The organism is Stutzerimonas sp. VN223-3 (assembly GCF_045999685.1).
GTDB lineage: Bacteria > Pseudomonadota > Gammaproteobacteria > Pseudomonadales > Pseudomonadaceae > Stutzerimonas > Stutzerimonas stutzeri_AR.
In genome coordinates, this window is sequence record NZ_RBEC01000003.1 from 687,794 (window position 1) to 704,269 (window position 16,476).

Annotated in this window: 15 protein-coding genes; 6 read left to right on the forward strand and 9 right to left on the reverse strand. The window is 58.2% G+C overall.

Going from position 1 to position 16,476, the window contains the following annotated elements; all coding sequences use genetic code 11:
- Positions 1-5: 5 nt before the first annotated feature.
- The 3 genes from D7241_RS19105 to D7241_RS19115 all read right to left on the reverse strand — a co-directional run bounded on the left by D7241_RS19105 (position 6) and on the right by D7241_RS19115 (position 3,413).
- Positions 6-1,103, reverse strand: a complete 1,098-nt coding sequence (locus D7241_RS19105; protein ID WP_408102838.1) for an amino acid ABC transporter permease — start codon at positions 1,101-1,103, stop codon at positions 6-8.
- A gap of 10 nt (positions 1,104-1,113) precedes the next feature.
- Positions 1,114-2,298 (reverse strand): amino acid ABC transporter permease, encoded by a 1,185-nt coding sequence (locus D7241_RS19110; RefSeq protein ID WP_408102839.1) that lies wholly within the window; start codon positions 2,296-2,298, stop codon positions 1,114-1,116.
- Positions 2,299-2,384: 86 nt separating this feature from the next.
- Positions 2,385-3,413 carry an amino acid ABC transporter substrate-binding protein gene (locus D7241_RS19115; RefSeq protein WP_408102840.1) on the reverse strand — a complete coding sequence of 343 codons (1,029 nt, stop codon included), beginning with the start codon at positions 3,411-3,413 and terminating at the stop codon, positions 2,385-2,387.
- 347 nt (positions 3,414-3,760) lie between these two features.
- Between D7241_RS19115 and D7241_RS19120 the strand changes: the two genes are divergently transcribed.
- From D7241_RS19120 to rhlB, 3 genes are all read left to right on the forward strand, one after another.
- Positions 3,761-4,417, forward strand: coding sequence for an alpha/beta hydrolase (locus D7241_RS19120; protein WP_408102841.1), 657 nt, complete (start codon positions 3,761-3,763; stop codon positions 4,415-4,417).
- Positions 4,418-4,631: 214 nt separating this feature from the next.
- Entirely contained in the window at positions 4,632-5,567 is a 936-nt protein-coding gene (locus tag D7241_RS19125; protein WP_255981335.1) for a GGDEF domain-containing protein, read from the forward strand.
- Positions 5,568-5,690: 123 nt separating this feature from the next.
- On the forward strand, positions 5,691-7,085 hold the full coding sequence (gene rhlB, locus D7241_RS19130; RefSeq protein ID WP_408102842.1) for an ATP-dependent RNA helicase RhlB: 1,395 nt from the start codon (positions 5,691-5,693) through the stop codon (positions 7,083-7,085).
- Positions 7,086-7,290: 205 nt separating this feature from the next.
- Here rhlB and moaE read toward each other — a convergent pair whose 3' ends face one another.
- The 5 genes from moaE to dmeF form a co-directional block, all read right to left on the reverse strand.
- A complete protein-coding gene (gene moaE / locus D7241_RS19135) occupies positions 7,291-7,746 on the reverse strand; it encodes a molybdopterin synthase catalytic subunit MoaE (RefSeq protein WP_408102843.1) in 456 nt (151 codons plus the stop codon).
- Between the two features lie 2 nt (positions 7,747-7,748).
- Complete coding sequence (locus D7241_RS19140; protein WP_255981329.1) at positions 7,749-7,997, reverse strand: MoaD/ThiS family protein; 249 nt, start codon at positions 7,995-7,997, stop codon at positions 7,749-7,751.
- Positions 7,994-8,464 (reverse strand): cyclic pyranopterin monophosphate synthase MoaC, encoded by a 471-nt coding sequence (gene moaC / locus D7241_RS19145; protein ID WP_255981327.1) that lies wholly within the window; start codon positions 8,462-8,464, stop codon positions 7,994-7,996. The genes D7241_RS19140 and moaC overlap by 4 nt, the downstream gene beginning before the upstream one ends.
- Positions 8,465-8,560: 96 nt before the next feature.
- Positions 8,561-9,949 carry a PhoH family protein gene (locus tag D7241_RS19150; protein WP_408102844.1) on the reverse strand — a complete coding sequence of 463 codons (1,389 nt, stop codon included), beginning with the start codon at positions 9,947-9,949 and terminating at the stop codon, positions 8,561-8,563.
- 264 nt (positions 9,950-10,213) lie between these two features.
- On the reverse strand, positions 10,214-11,215 hold the full coding sequence (dmeF, locus tag D7241_RS19155; protein WP_408102845.1) for a CDF family Co(II)/Ni(II) efflux transporter DmeF: 1,002 nt from the start codon (positions 11,213-11,215) through the stop codon (positions 10,214-10,216).
- Between the two features lie 135 nt (positions 11,216-11,350).
- On the opposite strand from dmeF, the gene yaaA reads away from it, so the two are divergent.
- From yaaA to D7241_RS19170, 3 genes are all read left to right on the forward strand, one after another.
- The gene (yaaA, locus tag D7241_RS19160; RefSeq protein WP_408102846.1) at positions 11,351-12,127 is read left to right on the forward strand and encodes a peroxide stress protein YaaA; all 777 of its coding nucleotides are present in this window, start codon (positions 11,351-11,353) and stop codon (positions 12,125-12,127) included.
- Positions 12,128-12,837: 710 nt separating this feature from the next.
- Positions 12,838-14,283 carry a mannose-1-phosphate guanylyltransferase/mannose-6-phosphate isomerase gene (locus D7241_RS19165; RefSeq protein WP_255981319.1) on the forward strand — a complete coding sequence of 482 codons (1,446 nt, stop codon included), beginning with the start codon at positions 12,838-12,840 and terminating at the stop codon, positions 14,281-14,283.
- A gap of 421 nt (positions 14,284-14,704) precedes the next feature.
- Positions 14,705-14,926, forward strand: a complete 222-nt coding sequence (locus D7241_RS19170) for a hypothetical protein (protein ID WP_408102847.1) — start codon at positions 14,705-14,707, stop codon at positions 14,924-14,926.
- 64 nt (positions 14,927-14,990) lie between these two features.
- Here D7241_RS19170 and D7241_RS19175 read toward each other — a convergent pair whose 3' ends face one another.
- Positions 14,991-16,457: a helicase HerA-like domain-containing protein gene (locus D7241_RS19175; protein WP_408102848.1), complete on the reverse strand. Its 1,467-nt coding sequence runs from the start codon at positions 16,455-16,457 to the stop codon at positions 14,991-14,993.
- Positions 16,458-16,476: the final 19 nt, after the last annotated feature.

The following is a 16,476-nucleotide window of genomic DNA, read 5'->3' on the forward strand; positions in this document are numbered from 1 at the left end:
CTCTCCTAATTCCGGTGACCGGTGTCGAGCTTGCGTTCCAGATGCATGGAATAGCGCGACATGCCAAAACAGAAAATCCAGTAGACCAGCGCGGCGAATACATAGCCCTCGGTCGACATGCCCAGCCAGGCAGGGTCGGCGGTGGCGCGCTTGATGCTGTTGAGAAAGTCGAACAGGCCGATGATGATCACCAGACTGGTGTCTTTGAACAGGGCGATAAACGTATTGACGATGCCGGGAATGACCATCTTCAGTGCTTGCGGCAGGATCACCAGGATCATGCTGCGCCAATAGCCCAGCCCCATCGCGGCGGCCGCCTCGTACTGGCCCTTGGGTATCGCCTGTAGCCCGCCGCGCACCACTTCGGCGATATATGCGGCCTCGAAGAAAATCACCATCACCATGGCCCGCATCAGCTTGTCGAGGTTCATTTCTTCGGGCAGAAATAGCGGCAACATGACCGATGACATGAACAGCACGGTGATGAGTGGCACGCCGCGCCAAAACTCGATGAAAGTCACGCACAGCACGCGAATCGCAGGCATGTCCGAGCGACGGCCGAGCGCCAGCAGAATGCCCATCGGCAAGGCTCCGGCGATGCCAACAGCAGCGATGACGATGGTCAGCATCAACCCGCCCCAGCGGCTGGTCGGGACCATTTCCAGGCCCAGGAAGCCACCATGCAGCAGCCAGTAGGCGAGCAACGGATAGAGCAGCAGTAAGCCTATGCCGTAACGCGCCTTGTTCCGCATTTGTCGGAGGAATAGCGGCGCGGCGCCGATGACGGCGAGCCAGGCTGTCGCATCCACGCGCCAGCGCAACTCTGATGGATAGAAACCGTACATGAACTGGCTGAAGCGCGTCTGGACGAAGACCCAGCATGCACCTTCACGCGTACAGTCGGCTCGTGTCTCGCCGGTCCAGTCGGCCTTGATGATGGCCCAATCGAGGATCGGCGGTACGATCAACCAGATCAGATAAAGCCCCACCAAGGTGAGTAGCGTATTGATCCAACTGGAGAACAGATTAGCCCGCATCCAGCCGACCACACCGATGTTGGTGGAAGGTGCCGGCAGGTCCGGTTTGAAAGTATGGGTCGTCATGCGCTCGTCCTTACCGCTCGATCAGCGCAATGCGCTTGTTGTACCCATTCATCAGCAGCGAAATGCTGATGCTGATCGCCAGATACACGCTCATGGTGATGGCCATGGTTTCAATGGCCTGACCGGTCTGATTGAGCACCGTACCGGCGAATAGCGACACCATATCCGGATAGCCGATGGCAGCCGCCAGCGAAGAATTTTTCGCAAGATTGAGGTATTGGCTGGTCAGCGGCGGGATGATCACGCGCATTGCCTGGGGGATGATGACCAGTCGCAATACACGCCCCGGACGAAGGCCCAGCGAAGCGGCGGCTTCGGTCTGCCCGTGGCTGACCGACTGAATCCCGGCGCGTACGGTTTCGCCGATAAAGGCCGCGGTATAGATGGACAGCGCCAGCACAATCGACACCAGCTCCGGTATTACCACCCAACCGCCACGGATGTTGAAGCGTTGCAGCTCCGGAATTTCCCACAGAAACGGCGCGCCAAGCAGCAGTGAGCAGAGCCCTGGAATCCCGATAAACAGCGCCAGACTGGCCCAGAACACTGGAAAGGTCTGCCCGGTAGCGTGGCGTCGCGCGCGGGCCCAGCGATTTAGCATGACGATGGCTACCAGCGCCACGAACATCGCGCCCCAGAACGGCCAGAAGCCTTCTCCCGCGCTGGGTGAAGGCATCTGCACCCCGCGGTTGTTGACGAAGATAACGTCCCACAAGCTCAGACTGTCCCTTGGGCCGGGCAAAGGGCCAATCACGGCGAAGTACACGAAGAAGATCTGCAGCAGCGGCGGGATGTTGCGGAAGGTCTCGATATAGACCGTAGCGATTTGACGGATCAGCCAGTTAGGCGATAGTCGCGCCACACCGAGTACGAATCCGATGATGGTCGCCAGAACGATGCCGATGACACTAACTAACAGCGTGTTAAGCAAGCCGACCCAGAACACCCGTCCATAGGAATCGCTTTCGCTGTAGTCGATCAGATGTTGGGAGATGCCGAAGCCGGCGGCATTGTCGAGAAAGCCGAAGCCCGAGGTGATGCCTCGGTGGGCGAGGTTGGTTTGGGTGTTGTAGAACAGAAACCAGCCGATCCCTACTACCGTTATTACCGCGACAATCTGAAACAACCAGGCGCGCGCCTGCGGATCCGTGAGCAGCGAGCCGCGCGCTGCTCCCGTTTTGGCGATGGTTCGCATTAAGAAACCTCATACGACGCGCCGGTGCAAGGGCACCGGCAGCGCTCATCCTTGAAACAAGGCCAGCGCTCGCTGGCCCGGCTCGATCAGCGCACCGGCGGTGCGTACTGCAGGCCTCCATTGGTCCAGAGCGCATTCAGACCGCGCTCGATCTTAAGGTCGCTGCCGGAGCCAATGTTGCGCTCGAACACTTCGCCATAATTGCCGACCTGCTTGACGATTTGCACCGCCCAATCCTTCGGCAGCTTCAGATCCTTACCATATTCACCCTCGGTGCCGAGCAAACGCGCAACGTCGGGATTCTTAGTAGTTTTGGCTTTTTCTTCGACATTAGCCGCGGTTATCCCCAGCTCCTCGGCGTTGATCATGGCCAGCAGCGACCAGCGCACGATATCGAACCACTCTTCGTCCCCCTGACGCACCGCAGGGCCGAGCGGTTCCTTGGAGATGACTTCCGGCAGCACGATATAGGCGTCCGGCTTGGCTAGCTTGATGCGCTGAGCGTACAGCTGGGACTGATCGGAAGTGAGCACGTCGCAACGGCCGGACTCCAGCGACTTGGCGCTTTCATCGGACGTGTCGTAGGTGATTGGGGTGTACTTGAGACTATTGGCGCGGAAGTAGTCGGAGAGGTTCAGCTCGGTAGTGGTACCGGCCTGGATGCATACGGTCGCACCGTCGAGTTCTTTGGCACTGGATACGCCGAGTTCCTTATTTACAAGAAATCCCTGGCCGTCGTAATAGGTCACGCCGGTAAAGTTAAGTCCCATCGCCGAGTCACGAGAGCTGGTCCAGGTGGTATTTCGCGAAAGCACATCGATTTCACCAGATTGCAGCGCGGTGAAACGCTCCTTGGCCGTCAGCGGGCTGAACTTGACTTTACTGGCATCACCAAATACCGCAGCCGCTACCGCGCGGCATACATCCACATCGATTCCCTTGTATTCGCCCTTGGCATCGGTGTAGGAGAAGCCCGGCAGCCCGTCGCTGACGCCGCACTGCACGAAACCTTTGCTCTTGACCGCATCCAGAGTCGCCCCTGCCTGAGCCAAGCCGCTGGCGCCCAAAAGTGTCGCGGCACTAAGCACGGCCAGTGTGGATTTTGCCCTTATCATCGAAACCTCCAGTTTGCTTTTATTCTTACGGGGTCGGGGTCTTCTACCTGCATCACAGGTTGCCAATCGACACGCATCAACCGACATGACAGAAGAGCCTGACCTGAGTCTAGCCGCCGATTGGTTATCGGCAACTTCTCCCGATGCGCTTATCTGCGACAGTGCCGACGACATCGGCGCATTAGGTACCAGCGGCAAAGCAAGTGGCGTACCAGATCGCAACAGCGCCTTCTGGAGCCGCGGCGCGCTTCATAGCAAGGCTATGAGCAGGTAATCTCGCCGCATATTGCTGCACTTTTTTCTGCGCTCGCCCAAACATGGCGCGAGCCGCCCGAATGGAGCCCGACATGAGCGACCCTCTAATCATCGAACCCGCAACAACTGCCGATTCCTGTGTTATCTGGCTGCATGGCCTCGGCGCTGATCGCTACGACTTCCTGCCCGTGGCCGAAATGCTGCAGCAGCGTCTGTTGGCGACCCGCTTCGTGCTCCCCCAGGCACCCACCCGGGCAGTAACCATCAATGGCGGCTGGGCGATGCCGAGCTGGTACGACATCCTGGCCATGAGTCCTGCTCGAGCGATTGATCAGGCGCAGCTCGAGCAATCGACGCAGAGTGTGATCGAGCTGATCGAAGCGCAGCGCGACGGTGGCATCGATCCCAAGCGCATCTTCCTCGCCGGCTTTTCCCAAGGCGGCGCGGTGGTTTATCACACCGCGTTCCTGCGCTGGTCCGGCCCGCTGGGCGGAGTTCTGGCGTTATCTACCTATGCGCCGACTTTCAACGCCGCTCTGGGGTTGTCGCCGCTGCAAGCCGGTCTGCCGGTGCTTTGTCTGCACGGTTCGAGGGATGACGTCGTACTGCCCTCAATGGGGCGCGCCGCCTATGAATGCCTGGTACAGAACCAGGTACAAGCGGCCTGGAAGGATTATCCGATGGGCCATGAGGTGGTACCGGACGAGATTCGCGATATCGGCGATTGGCTAAAAGCCCGGCTGGGTTAACTGCGCTTGAACAGCGGCTCATTCCGCTAAGAAATTTGTGACGCTGCGCGCCTGTCCGGATGGCCAAATAAAGCTACGCTTGGCATGGGCAGAAAAAACTTGATGCGCCTGCAGTTGTAGCGCTCATTGCGGTCAGACGAAGCCGACCAGCCAGTAGTTACGGGGCGCTAGCGATAACCATGACAAAGACGCCATCCAGCCGGATGTTGCAGTCATGAAGCTTGCCGAATGGCGGGCCGAAATGCAGCACCTGAAACAGGCACGACTGCTAGATCATGTGGACGAGCCGTGCCTGCGGCTGCTGCAGGAGTTCTTCGAACCGTGCCTGGTCGGGGCTGGCGAGGTCCTGCTTTCACCACTCGAACACAATCACTATCTTTATCTGGTCCTCGACGGCGAGCTGGCCGTTCACCTGGATTCGCTCGAAAGCCATCAGGTACGCGCCATCGGCCCAGGCGATTGTGCCGGCGAAATCAGCTTCATGGACAATCTGCCGCCGTCGGCCTACGTCGTCTCGCTCGTGCCTTCGGTACTGCTGCGTCTGCATCGTCGCTCGATGCCACTGCTTACCCGGTCCCCCAAGCTGATGCAGAACCTTGCCGAACTGCTTTGCCAACGTGTTCGCCTGAGTGATCGGCTGATCATTAACAGCGAGCAGAACGCCAACGTCGACACCCTAACCGGCTCCTTCAATCGCCGTTGGCTCGAACATATCTACACGCGCGAGAGCACCCGCTGCGCCTTCAGCGGACAACCGCTATCGATCCTTATGCTCGATGTCGATCGCTTCAAGGATTACAACGATAGACATGGCCATCTGGCCGGCGACCATGCGTTGTGCCTTGTCGTCGACACGCTCAGCAAGCTGCTGCGTCCAGCAGACAGCCTGGTGCGCTACGGCGGCGAGGAGTTCGTGATTTTGCTTCCCGACATGTCACTCGAAGATGCTCGCAACATTGGCGAACGCCTGCGCCAGAGCCTCGAAGATATAAAATCGTTCCGCTCACCTATAGGGGTTCTGCCTGGCGTGACGATTTCCGTCGGTGTCGCGCCGATGCAACCGAAGGACGACCTGAGAACGCTAATTCACATCGCCGACCAAGCGCTTTATCAGGCCAAGAAGCGGGGGCGAAACCGCGTTTGCGGCTGACCTACAACCGCGCCGATAGCATGACCAGCCCAAGTTCGATGCCAGTTCCGAGCAAATCTTCGCCGTATCTGCTTCTTGCATTACACTGGCGGGCAAACCTTTATAGACACAGACGAGAAGCCCGTGCTCGAAGCACTCAAAAAAATTTTTGGCAAAGGCCAGGCCGAGCTACCCGCCGCCCAGCCCATCAGCAACACCTCGAAAAGCACCGATAACCCTCGCCCTGCGCGTTCCGATGCTTCAGCGGTAGCAACCAAGCCGCGCCCTGAACGTGCACGCAAGCCCGCCGCACCGCCTGCACCTGCGTGGAAACTGGAAGACTTCAAGGTCGAGCCCGCCGAAGGCAAGACACGTTTTCATGATTTCAAGCTCGCTCCGGAGCTGATGCACGCCGTCCATGATCTTGGATTCCCTTACTGCACACCGATCCAGGCCCAGGTGTTGGGGTTTACCCTCAAGGGTCGAGATGCGATCGGCCGCGCCCAGACCGGCACCGGCAAGACTGCAGCCTTTTTGATTTCCACCATCACCCAGCTGTTACAGACCCCACCACCCGGCGATCGCTACATGGGCGAGCCGCGCGCGCTGATCATCGCACCGACGCGGGAACTGGTCGTGCAGATCGCCAACGATGCGCTAGCTCTGACCAAGTACACCGGGCTGAGCGTGATGAGCTTCGTCGGTGGCATGGATTTCGACAAACAGCTCAAAGCTCTGGAATCCCGCTATTGCGACATTCTCGTGGCTACACCGGGGCGCCTGCTGGACTTCAATCAGCGCGGCGAAGTGCACTTGGATATGGTTGAGGTTCTGGTTCTCGACGAAGCGGATCGCATGCTCGACATGGGTTTCATTCCGCAGGTCCGCCAAATCATCCGCCAGACCCCACCCAAGAGCGAACGCCAAACTCTGCTGTTCTCCGCTACGTTCACTGAAGACGTGATGAATCTGGCCAAGCAGTGGACAACGGACCCGGCAATCGTCGAAATCGAAGCGGTGAATGTTGCGAGCGACACCGTCGAGCAACATGTCTACGCCGTAGCGGGAAGCGATAAGTACAAGCTGTTGTACAACCTCATCACCCAGAATGACTGGACCCGGGTGATGGTATTCGCCAATCGCAAGGACGAGGTGCGCCGCATTGAGGAGCGCCTCACTCGCGACGGTATAAGCGCCGTCCAGATGTCCGGTGACGTCCCGCAACACAAGCGCATTCGTGCATTGGAAGGCTTCCGCGAAGGCAAGATTCGCGTAATGGTGGCGACCGATGTGGCAGGCCGCGGCATTCATGTCGATGGCATCAGCCACGTGATCAACTTCACTCTGCCAGAAGTGCCGGACGACTACGTGCATCGCATCGGCCGCACCGGCCGGGCCGGCGCCAGCGGCACTTCGATCAGCTTTGCCGGGGAAGATGATGCCTTTGCCCTGCCGGCGATCGAAGCACTTCTGGGGCGCAAGATTAGTTGCGAGATGCCTCCCGCCGAACTGCTGGCTGCGGTCCCGGCCAAGCGCTGAGCAGCTTTGGAGCAAATACTTAAACAAAAAGGCGAAGCCGGCAGCGGCTTCGCCTTTTTTCGCCCGTACCTGATGGTACTGCTGATCTCCCGAGCTCGCTTCTCGCTGATGGGCGCAGGCGTCAATGACAGAGAGCAGAATAGAGGAAACTCGCTACGATGCTTTCACGTTGTTCTAAAGCTGCAGATCACCTTCGGCTGGCTTGCTATCCCTGACGCCACCGCTCCGCAGCGGCTTGGTCGCTACAGCGACCTTCGACCCAGCGCGGTCCTGACGGGGTATCTTCCTTCTTCCAGAACGGCGCGCGGGTTTTCAAATAATCCATGACGAACCGGCAACCATCGAATGCAGCCTCACGGTGTGCGCTGGCGGCGCCGACGAAGACGATCGGCTCACCGGGCTCGAGCCGACCGACTCGGTGCAGAATTTCCAGGCGCAGCAAGGGCCAACGCACGGTGGCCTCCTCGACGATTTTCTGCAGCGCCTTCTCCGTCATTCCCGGTGCGTGCTCGAGAAACATCCCGGCGACGTCATGCCCATCGTTGAAATCACGAACGTAGCCGACAAAGCCGGTTACCGCGCCGATGCCAAGGTTGGCTGCGTGCAACGCGTTGAGCTCTGCACCTGGATCGAACGGCGCCTGCTGTACCCGCACATTCATGCTCAGCCTCCAGTCACGGTGGGAAAGAATGCTACTTCATCGCCATCGACCAGCGGCTCGTCGAGCCCGCACAATTCCTGATTGCGCGCGCACATCAGGTTCTGTTCGCCCAGTACAGTCCATTCGTTACCTCGCGCCAGCAGTCGCCGCCTGAGATCGTCGACCTGCCGAAGTGACGAATCCCATTCCAGCTGCTCGGTATCGAGGCCAAACGCCTCACGATAGCGCGCGAAGTACTGCACCTGAATCATGCCTGCACCTGCCAATGTCCGCTTTTTCCGCCTAGCTTTTCCAGCAGTCGGACACTCTCCACGACCATACCCTTATCGACGGCCTTGCACATGTCATAGAGGGTCAAAGCGGCGATGCTCGCGGCAGTCAGCGCTTCCATCTCCACGCCGGTCTGACCGGCCAGTTTGCAGCGTGCCTCTATCCGCACGCAGTCGCCCCCTTCCGGTTGCAGTTCGACCTTGATACTGGTCAGCAGCAGCGGATGACAAAGGGGAATCAGCTCATGAGTCTTCTTTGCCGCCTGGATACCAGCGATGCGGGCAACTGCGAATACATCACCCTTGGGGTGGCCGCCCTGCTGGATCATTTGCAGAGTTTCAGGACGCATACGCACTTTCGCCTCCGCCACCGCTTCACGTGCCGTAACGGCCTTGGCGGTGACGTCGACCATATTGGCGCGCCCTTGGGAATCGAGGTGAGTAAGCATAAGCAGGCGACTCCGAATATCGATGCGGCACATTGTATACACAATATGCCGCACCGCACCCTCCGCTGCCGGCGCCGTCGGGCGGCACGCGCTGGCTTACATGTGGGCCTCGGCGTATTCGGCAAGTACCGAACGAGGCACGCCTTGCAAGGTGATGTGCATGCCATGCGGGAAGTCTTTGAAGCGCTCCGTGAGATAGGTCAATCCCGAGCTGGTGGCAGACAAATATGGCGTGTCGATTTGCGCCAGATTACCCAGGCAAACCACCTTCGATCCGCTCCCTGCCCGTGTGATGATGGTTTTCATCTGATGCGGCGTGAGGTTCTGACATTCATCGATCAGTATCAAGCTCTGCTGAAAGCTGCGGCCGCGGATGTAGTTGAGGGATTTGAACTGGAGCGGCACTTTTTGCAGAATGTAATCGACGCTGCCGTGGGTGCTCTCGTCATCCATATGCAACGCTTCGAGGTTATCGGTGATTGCGCCGAGCCAAGGCTCCATCTTTTCCGCCTCGGTACCAGGCAGAAAACCAATGTCCTCATCCAGCCCCTGCACGCTGCGTGTCGCAATGATTCGCCGGTAACGTTTGCTCACCACGGTCTGTTCGATGGCCGCGGCCAAGGCCAGGATGGTCTTGCCGGATCCTGCGGCACCCGACAGATTGACCAGATGAATATCTGGATCAAGCAAGGCGAACAGCGCCAAGGCCTGATGGATATCGCGAGGGCGCAGCCCCCATGCCTCCTGATGCAACAATGGTTCCTGGTGCATATCGAGCAAGAGCAACTCGTCGGCCTTGATGCCCTTGATCCAGCCGACAAAGCCTTGCTCGTCGAGGATGAACTCATTGATGTGCACGGCAGGCAGATTGTCGATCAGTTGGACCCGATGCCAGGTCCGGCCGTGACCTTGGTGTGTGTCGACCTTGCTGACACGATCCCAGAACGACCCGCTCAGGCTGTGATAGCCGCGCGATAGCTGGCCAACGTCGTCCACCAGCTTGTCGGTGTGGTAATCCTCCGAGGCAACGCCGCAGGCGCGCGCCTTCAAACGCATATTGATGTCGTTGGTAACCAACACCACCGGAACGCCAGCGCTGCGCCGCTGCAGATCCACGACCTGATTGATGATCTTGTTGTCGTTGAGATCTTCTGGAAGCGCGCTGGAGTCGGCGCCTTTGCTCATCAGAATCGACAGGCTGCCACAGGGCCCGCTCTTCTCTCGCTGGATCGGTACGCCCAGCTCGACTTCTTCGGGGGTCGCATCGCCGAGCACCTTGTCGATCAAGCGAATGGCTTGACGGCACTCAGCCGCCACGCTGTGCTTGCCGGTCTTGAGTTGATCAAGCTCTTCGAGCACGGTCATTGGGATGGCGACCTGATGCTCCTGAAAATTCAACAACGCATTGGGATCGTGAATCAGAACGTTAGTATCAAGAACGTAGAGGGTGGGCTGAGTTGCGCGGGGTCTGCCGTAGTCATCCATACGCGATCACCTTTTCGGAGCCGGACGACGGAGAGCCGAATGCACTCCGCCGTAGAGAAAACCACCGTGCGCAAGGTGAGCGGACTTGGGTAGCAGGGGCCTGGGGCCACCCAGAGGCCGCCACCTGTGAGTGCAGGTTTCGGCGGTCTTGATGAAAGGTAATACCGCAAAATGGATGACAGTAAAAAGTCTTTTTCTACCAGACGACGTTTTTTTATCGGAACGACGAAAAACGCTTGGCTGGCTTCCGATGGGCAGCTAGGCTCAGTAATCAGCCCGCGCGTTTTCCCCGCACTGATTCACCTCCGCCGTCACGTGCACCAGCTCTGAAAACCCTTTCAGCTCGGCCTTGTAGCGATCCGCCGAATGCGCTTGGTGGGTGACAATACTGACGATACAGCTGTATTGCGCTCGACCGACTCGCCATAGATGCAGATCGATTACGTCTGTGTCCGGCACTGCTTCCAGCTGCTCTCGAACGCGCTGCACCAGCGGATCGTCCATTTCCCGGTCCAATAATGCCTTCGCGGTATCGCGCAGCAGGCCCTTGGCCCATACGAGAATGACGATCGCACCGATGATGCCCATCAGAGGGTCCAGCCAGTTCCAGCCGAAGTATTTGCCTCCCAGCAAGGCGAAAATGGCCGCAACCGAGGTCAACCCGTCGGTCAGCACGTGAATGAAGGCGGCATGGCGATTGAGATCTCGCCCTGGCCCTGCGGAGCTCTCGTGGTCGTGATCGTGATCGTGATCGTGATCGTGATCGTGATCGTGGTGAGCATGATGGTGGTGATGGCCGTGGTGATGGCCGTGGTGATCACGCAGCAGCCAAGCCGATAGTAGATTCACCGACAATCCGATAATCGCCACCCATAACGCTTCGTCGAAGCCAATTTGCGCAGGTGACCAGAAGCGCGACAGCGACTCGCCGATCATCATCAGCGCCACCACTACCAGCAACACCGCGCTGGCAAAGCCCGCCAATACCTCGATTTTCCAGGTTCCGAATGCGAAGCGCCGATCGTGGGCGTAGCGGCGAGCCAGAAGATAGGCAATCGCCGCCATACCGATAGCCACCATATGCGATGCCATGTGCCAGCCATCGGCCAGAAGCGCCATGGAGTTGAACAGGTAGCCGGCGAATATCTCAGCCACCATGGTCACCCCGGTCAGCGCCACCACCGCCCAGGTTTGCCGCTCGGCTCCTTGCTCGAGCGGACGATAATCATGGGAAGGTTCCCAGTTTGAATGATTGCAAGCGGTCATAAGCGCTCCTCTTCGAGGGGACAAGCTTGTTCCTTAACACCGGGGCAAGGTCAACCTCTCGGTTAATCGGGGCCATAGGTGGAGCCTTACCCAGCTATAAGCCTAAAATCAGCGCCCTTCAAAGGAGACCGATACATGCTGATGGTGATTTCGCCGGCCAAGACCCTGGATTACGACACCCCACCGACGACCAAACGCTTCACCCAACCCGAACATCTGGACCACGCCCAGCAACTGATCGATCAACTGCGCGACCTTTCACCCCAGCAGGTCAGCGAACTGATGCACCTTTCGGACAAGCTCGCCGCCCTGAACGTCGCTCGTTTCGGCGGCTGGATAGCGGAATTCACGCCGGACAATGCCAAGCAGGCGCTACTCGCGTTCAAGGGAGACGTCTATACCGGATTGAACGCCAGCGATTTTTCCGAGCAGGACTTCGATTTCGCTCAGAAACATCTGCGAATGTTGTCCGGGCTTTACGGCATCCTGCGCCCGCTCGACCTGATGCAGCCCTACCGGCTGGAAATGGGAACCAAACTAGCCAATGCACGTGGCAAGGATCTCTATGCATTCTGGGGCGAACGCATCAGTGGCTGGCTTAACGAAGCGCTGGCGTCACAGGGCGACGATGTATTACTCAACCTTGCCTCGAATGAATACTTCGGCGCGGTCAAACGCAAGGCCCTGAATGCCCGAGTGATCGACGTCGACTTCAAGGACCTGAAAAACGGTCAGTACAAAATCATTAGCTTCTACGCCAAGAAAGCGCGCGGCCTGATGAGCCGCTACGTTATCAAGGAACGCATCGAGCAGCCCGAACAGCTAAAGAATTTCGCTTACGACGGCTACCGCTACAGCCCGGATGATTCATCGACCGATCACCTAGTGTTCCTGCGTGACACTCAAACTTAAAGGATTGCCGCCTCGCTCGAATGGCAAGCAGAGGCGGGCGTCTTTTCTCGCTACGCACAGCACCGACGCAGGCGCCATTCGTCGCTGCTATTGGGGTCACAGTTACGTCTACCACGCCGCCTGACAGCTCCCGTCCTACGACCTCAAAAAACTCTCCGATCAGCGGCCGTCCACCAGGGAACTATCCGAAGGCACCGACAATCATAAGCGCGTACCGACAATTCCAGATGGAAAGGGACGTCGCACATGAACGTGCAGCGGAATTCAGAACAATGCTTTCAAAACGTCAGCCATGGCTATCTTTCAGGATCACCAGGCGCGACTAGCCGAGGTCAGATCGGCCGAACCAAAGCAGTGCCGGTAATGACCGCACTGTGCCAAGCGCACCGGTGCCAATCAGGCAGCGTCCGCCCGAAGACAGTGCAGGCCCGTTTACGTCAGACCGATAGAGGGCATGTCGCCTCTCACTCTGGAGCGGCGCTCGACACCGCTATTTCAAATCCGGCTGCGATCAACAACCAGGCAACAGTCCCATATTCAGGCTCGGAGCGCGCAGTTCGTTCCGACGGTAGTTTTCTCGTGAGAAAACACAGCTTGACGGCGCGCGGCATCCTGGAGGCCCGACCAAGAAGCGCATGGCGAGCACAAACCTCTACGCCACCTAAATGGACAAGAAGAACTCCCCTTCTCAACGATTCAGGAGAAACAACATGATTCCGGTCATCCTCTCAGGCGGCAGCGGCTCTCGGCTCTGGCCTCTTTCACGCAAAGCGTTCCCCAAGCAGTTCCTCGCACTGACGGCTGAACAGACGCTGTTCCAGCAGACTATCGAGCGTCTCGCCTTCGAAGGCATGCAGCCGCCCCTGCTGGTATGCAATAAAGAACACCGCTTTATCGTCAAAGAGCAGCTGGCGGCACGCAAGCTGGGCATTCAAGGCCTTATGCTCGAGCCATTCGGTCGCAACACCGCGCCTGCGATCGCCATTGCGGCGATGAAACTGCTCGAGGATGGCCGTGACGAGTTGCTGCTGGTCCTGCCAGCGGACCATGTGATCGAGGACCATAAAGCGTTCCAGCGTTCGCTGGCCTTGGCCACCAACGCTGCGGAAAACGGCGAGATGGTACTGTTTGGCATTCCCGCAACCAGTCCTGAGACCGGTTACGGCTATATCAAGTGCGATCACAACGAGCGCAATGGCCTGCCGGAAGGCGTAAACCGTGTCACCAATTTCGTCGAGAAACCTGACGAAGCGCGTGCTCAACAGTATGTTGAGTCGGGTGATTACTATTGGAATAGCGGCATGTTTCTGTTCCGCGCCAGTGTATTCCTAGAAGAACTGAAGAAACATGATCCGGACATTTACGACACCTGCGGAGCCGCGCTGGAGCGCAGCGCCAAAAATGGTGACGAAGTACTGATCGATCCAGAGACCTTCGCCTGCTGCCCTGACGACTCGATCGATTACGCAGTAATGGAAAAAACCGCACTGGCGTGCGTAGTGCCCATGTCGGCAGGCTGGAGCGATGTTGGCTCCTGGTCTTCGCTATACGACGTGCTGGAAAAAGACGAAAATGGCAACGTGACCAAAGGCGACGTGATTGTCGAAGACAGCCGCAACTGCCTTGTTCATGGCAACGGCAAGCTGGTGACCGTGGTCGGTCTGGACAATATCGTTGTGGTCGAGACCAAGGACGCGACGATGATCGCGCACAAGGACAAAGTCCAAGATGTCAAGAAGCTGGTGAACAAGCTCGACGCCATGAAGCGCTCCGAAACGGTCAATCATTGCGCCGTGTATCGCCCTTGGGGCTGGTATGACTCGGTCGATATGGGCGGTCGCTTCCAGGTCAAGCGGATATGCGTCAACCCGGGCGCGCAATTGTCACTGCAAATGCACCATCACCGCGCTGAACATTGGATCGTCGTATCCGGCACCGCCCAGGTTACCTGCAATGACAAGACCTTCCTGCTGACCGAGAACCAATCGACCTACATTCCGGTGACGTCCATTCACCGGCTGGCCAACCCCGGCAAGATTCCGCTAGAGATCATCGAAGTACAGTCAGGCAGCTATCTCGGTGAAGATGACATCGAGCGATTAGACGATGTGTACGGACGCGCCCACGATAACGTGGCGAGCCAATCAGCACGGTGATTGTCTGAGATATAAACAACCGCGCCGAGGATCAGGCGCGGTTTTTTTATATCTGGGACGATCCGAATTAATCGGCTGACCAGCGCAGGCTCTATCGGGTTATATCGGTTGCTGCTCAGCGTCGGAATGGGAGACAGCAATCAAGGGAGACGCGGCTCGCGAAATCACTAATTCAATCCTTCGGTGTAACCGAGCACGCAATTAGTCGATGCTCCGCCAGCACCAACCTAGACGCCCGTACTGCATGCGGCACATACTAATTTCGCTTACACTTGTTTTTCGCCATCCGCTTGCAATAGAGCCAGCCAGTCCATTAAATAACCAGCCGCCGAGTTGCATCGCACGTGCCGATCTGCTGCTTGCGGCGCCTCAACCTGTGCTTGCAGGTATATTCGAACTATCGAAAAGGACAGATCAAGAAGTGACAAAAGAAGAACTACGCGCCGAACTGGAACGACAGGCCAACCGCTTCCAGGCCGTATACGGAGGCGAGATAACCACCTACGCTGCGCAACCCGATCCTGAACGCAAGCCTTGGCGCAAAAAGCCAACTATTCACGATCAGGTTTTCAAAGAAGAATTACAAAAGATTGAAAAAGAGCTGTCGCAACAGCCTTCTCAGTCAAATAAAAACAACCTCTAAGTACCGTGCTGCCATGACAGGCACAACGGGCGGACGAGTGGCCCAGGCAGCATTGCCGCCCCGGTCAGCGTTTTCCGCCAAATAGCGAGCCCATCAATCCTCGTACCAATTGCCGGCCTAGCTGGTTGGCCGCCTGACGCACAGCGCTTTTGAACACTCGCCCGGCGAGATCGCCGAAAGCATCACCTGCATTATCTTTCTGCGTCGCCGCTTTCGCCTGCGGCTCGGCATTTGTCGCCTGTTTCGCCCGGTTGAGCAATATTTCGTAGGCGGATTCGCGATCGATCGCTTTATCGTAGCGAGTACGCAACGGTGAACTGGCAATCAGCGCACGTCTTTCATGATCATCGAGCGGCCCCACACGCGACTGAGGCGGCGCGATAGCCACGCGTTGCACCATGGCAGGCGTGCCCTTGTCCTCGAGCCCGCCAACCAGGGCTTCGCCGATTCCAAGATCGACCAGCGAGTCCAGCGCAGAGAATGCAGGATTGGCTCGAAACCCTTCTGCCACGGCACGCAAGGCTTTCTGCTCCTTGATCGTATAGGCCCGTAGGCCGTGTTGAATGCGCAAGCCCAACTGAGCTAACACTTCATCCGGCAAATCTGCCGGCGACTGGGTGACGAAATAGACGCCAACGCCTTTCGAGCGTATCAACCGAACGACCTGCACCAACCGGTCTTGCAAAGCTCTCGGGGTATCGTTGAACAGCAGGTGTGCCTCGTCGAAGAACAGCGCCAGCAACGGACGATCCGCATCGCCGCGCTCGGGTAGTTGTTCGAACAACTCTGCCAGCAACCACAACAGGAACGTCGCATACACCTTGGGTGCCTGATGCACGAGCTGACTGGCATCGAGCAGATGAATCCGGCCACGCCCGTCGTGATCCGACTGCAGCACATCTTCCAGCGCCAATGCCGGTTCGCCGAACAGCGCCTCGGCGCCCTGCTGTTCCAGCGTCGCCAGCCGCCGTAACAGCGCTTGGGACGAGGCACCGGTCAGCAAGGCGGCGTCATCACCTAGCACCTCGGGGTTCTGCTTGAGGTGGGCGAGTAGTGCTTTGAGATCCTTCAGGTCCAGAAGCAGTAGCGCCTCGCGATCGGCCACCTTGAACGCGGCATAGAGAGCCGCTTGCTGGCTATCCGTCAGTTCGAGCAAGTTGCCTAGCAAGAGCGGCCCCATCTCGGTCAAGGTGGTACGCAACGGATGTCCGCTCACGCCATGCACGTCCCATAAGGTAACGGGATAGGCCTGCGGCTGATGCTTGAGCCAGGGCATGCTAGAGATACGCTCGGCGATCTTTCCTTGCGGAACCCCGGCAGCGCCCAGCCCACACAAGTCGCCTTTGATATCTGCCGCAAATACTGCAATACCGGCATCGCTGAACTGCTCTGCGAGCCGTTGCAGGGTAACGGTCTTGCCAGTACCCGTCGCGCCAGCGATCAAACCGTGACGGTTGGCCAGGCGTAGCGGATGCATATTGGGGTCGCCTGCAGCATCAGCGCCCAACACCAAGCAATCGTTGTGTTCCATCTGGCCGTCTCCAGAACGG

Bases quoted from the DNA above. Each gene is read 5' to 3' on its own strand.
- D7241_RS19105 (WP_408102838.1), bottom strand. From the start codon at position 1,103: ATGACGACCCATACTTTCAAACCGGACCTGCCGGCACCTTCCACCAAC.
- D7241_RS19110 (WP_408102839.1), bottom strand. From the start codon at position 2,298: ATGCGAACCATCGCCAAAACGGGAGCAGCGCGCGGCTCGCTGCTCACG.
- D7241_RS19115 (WP_408102840.1), bottom strand. From the start codon at position 3,413: ATGATAAGGGCAAAATCCACACTGGCCGTGCTTAGTGCCGCGACACTT.
- D7241_RS19120 (WP_408102841.1), top strand. From the start codon at position 3,761: ATGAGCGACCCTCTAATCATCGAACCCGCAACAACTGCCGATTCCTGT.
- D7241_RS19125 (WP_255981335.1), top strand. From the start codon at position 4,632: ATGAAGCTTGCCGAATGGCGGGCCGAAATGCAGCACCTGAAACAGGCA.
- moaE (WP_408102843.1), bottom strand. From the start codon at position 7,746: ATGAATGTGCGGGTACAGCAGGCGCCGTTCGATCCAGGTGCAGAGCTC.
- D7241_RS19140 (WP_255981329.1), bottom strand. From the start codon at position 7,997: ATGATTCAGGTGCAGTACTTCGCGCGCTATCGTGAGGCGTTTGGCCTC.
- moaC (WP_255981327.1), bottom strand. From the start codon at position 8,464: ATGCTTACTCACCTCGATTCCCAAGGGCGCGCCAATATGGTCGACGTC.
- D7241_RS19150 (WP_408102844.1), bottom strand. From the start codon at position 9,949: ATGGATGACTACGGCAGACCCCGCGCAACTCAGCCCACCCTCTACGTT.
- dmeF (WP_408102845.1), bottom strand. From the start codon at position 11,215: ATGACCGCTTGCAATCATTCAAACTGGGAACCTTCCCATGATTATCGT.
- yaaA (WP_408102846.1), top strand. From the start codon at position 11,351: ATGCTGATGGTGATTTCGCCGGCCAAGACCCTGGATTACGACACCCCA.
- D7241_RS19165 (WP_255981319.1), top strand. From the start codon at position 12,838: ATGATTCCGGTCATCCTCTCAGGCGGCAGCGGCTCTCGGCTCTGGCCT.
- D7241_RS19175 (WP_408102848.1), bottom strand. From the start codon at position 16,457: ATGGAACACAACGATTGCTTGGTGTTGGGCGCTGATGCTGCAGGCGAC.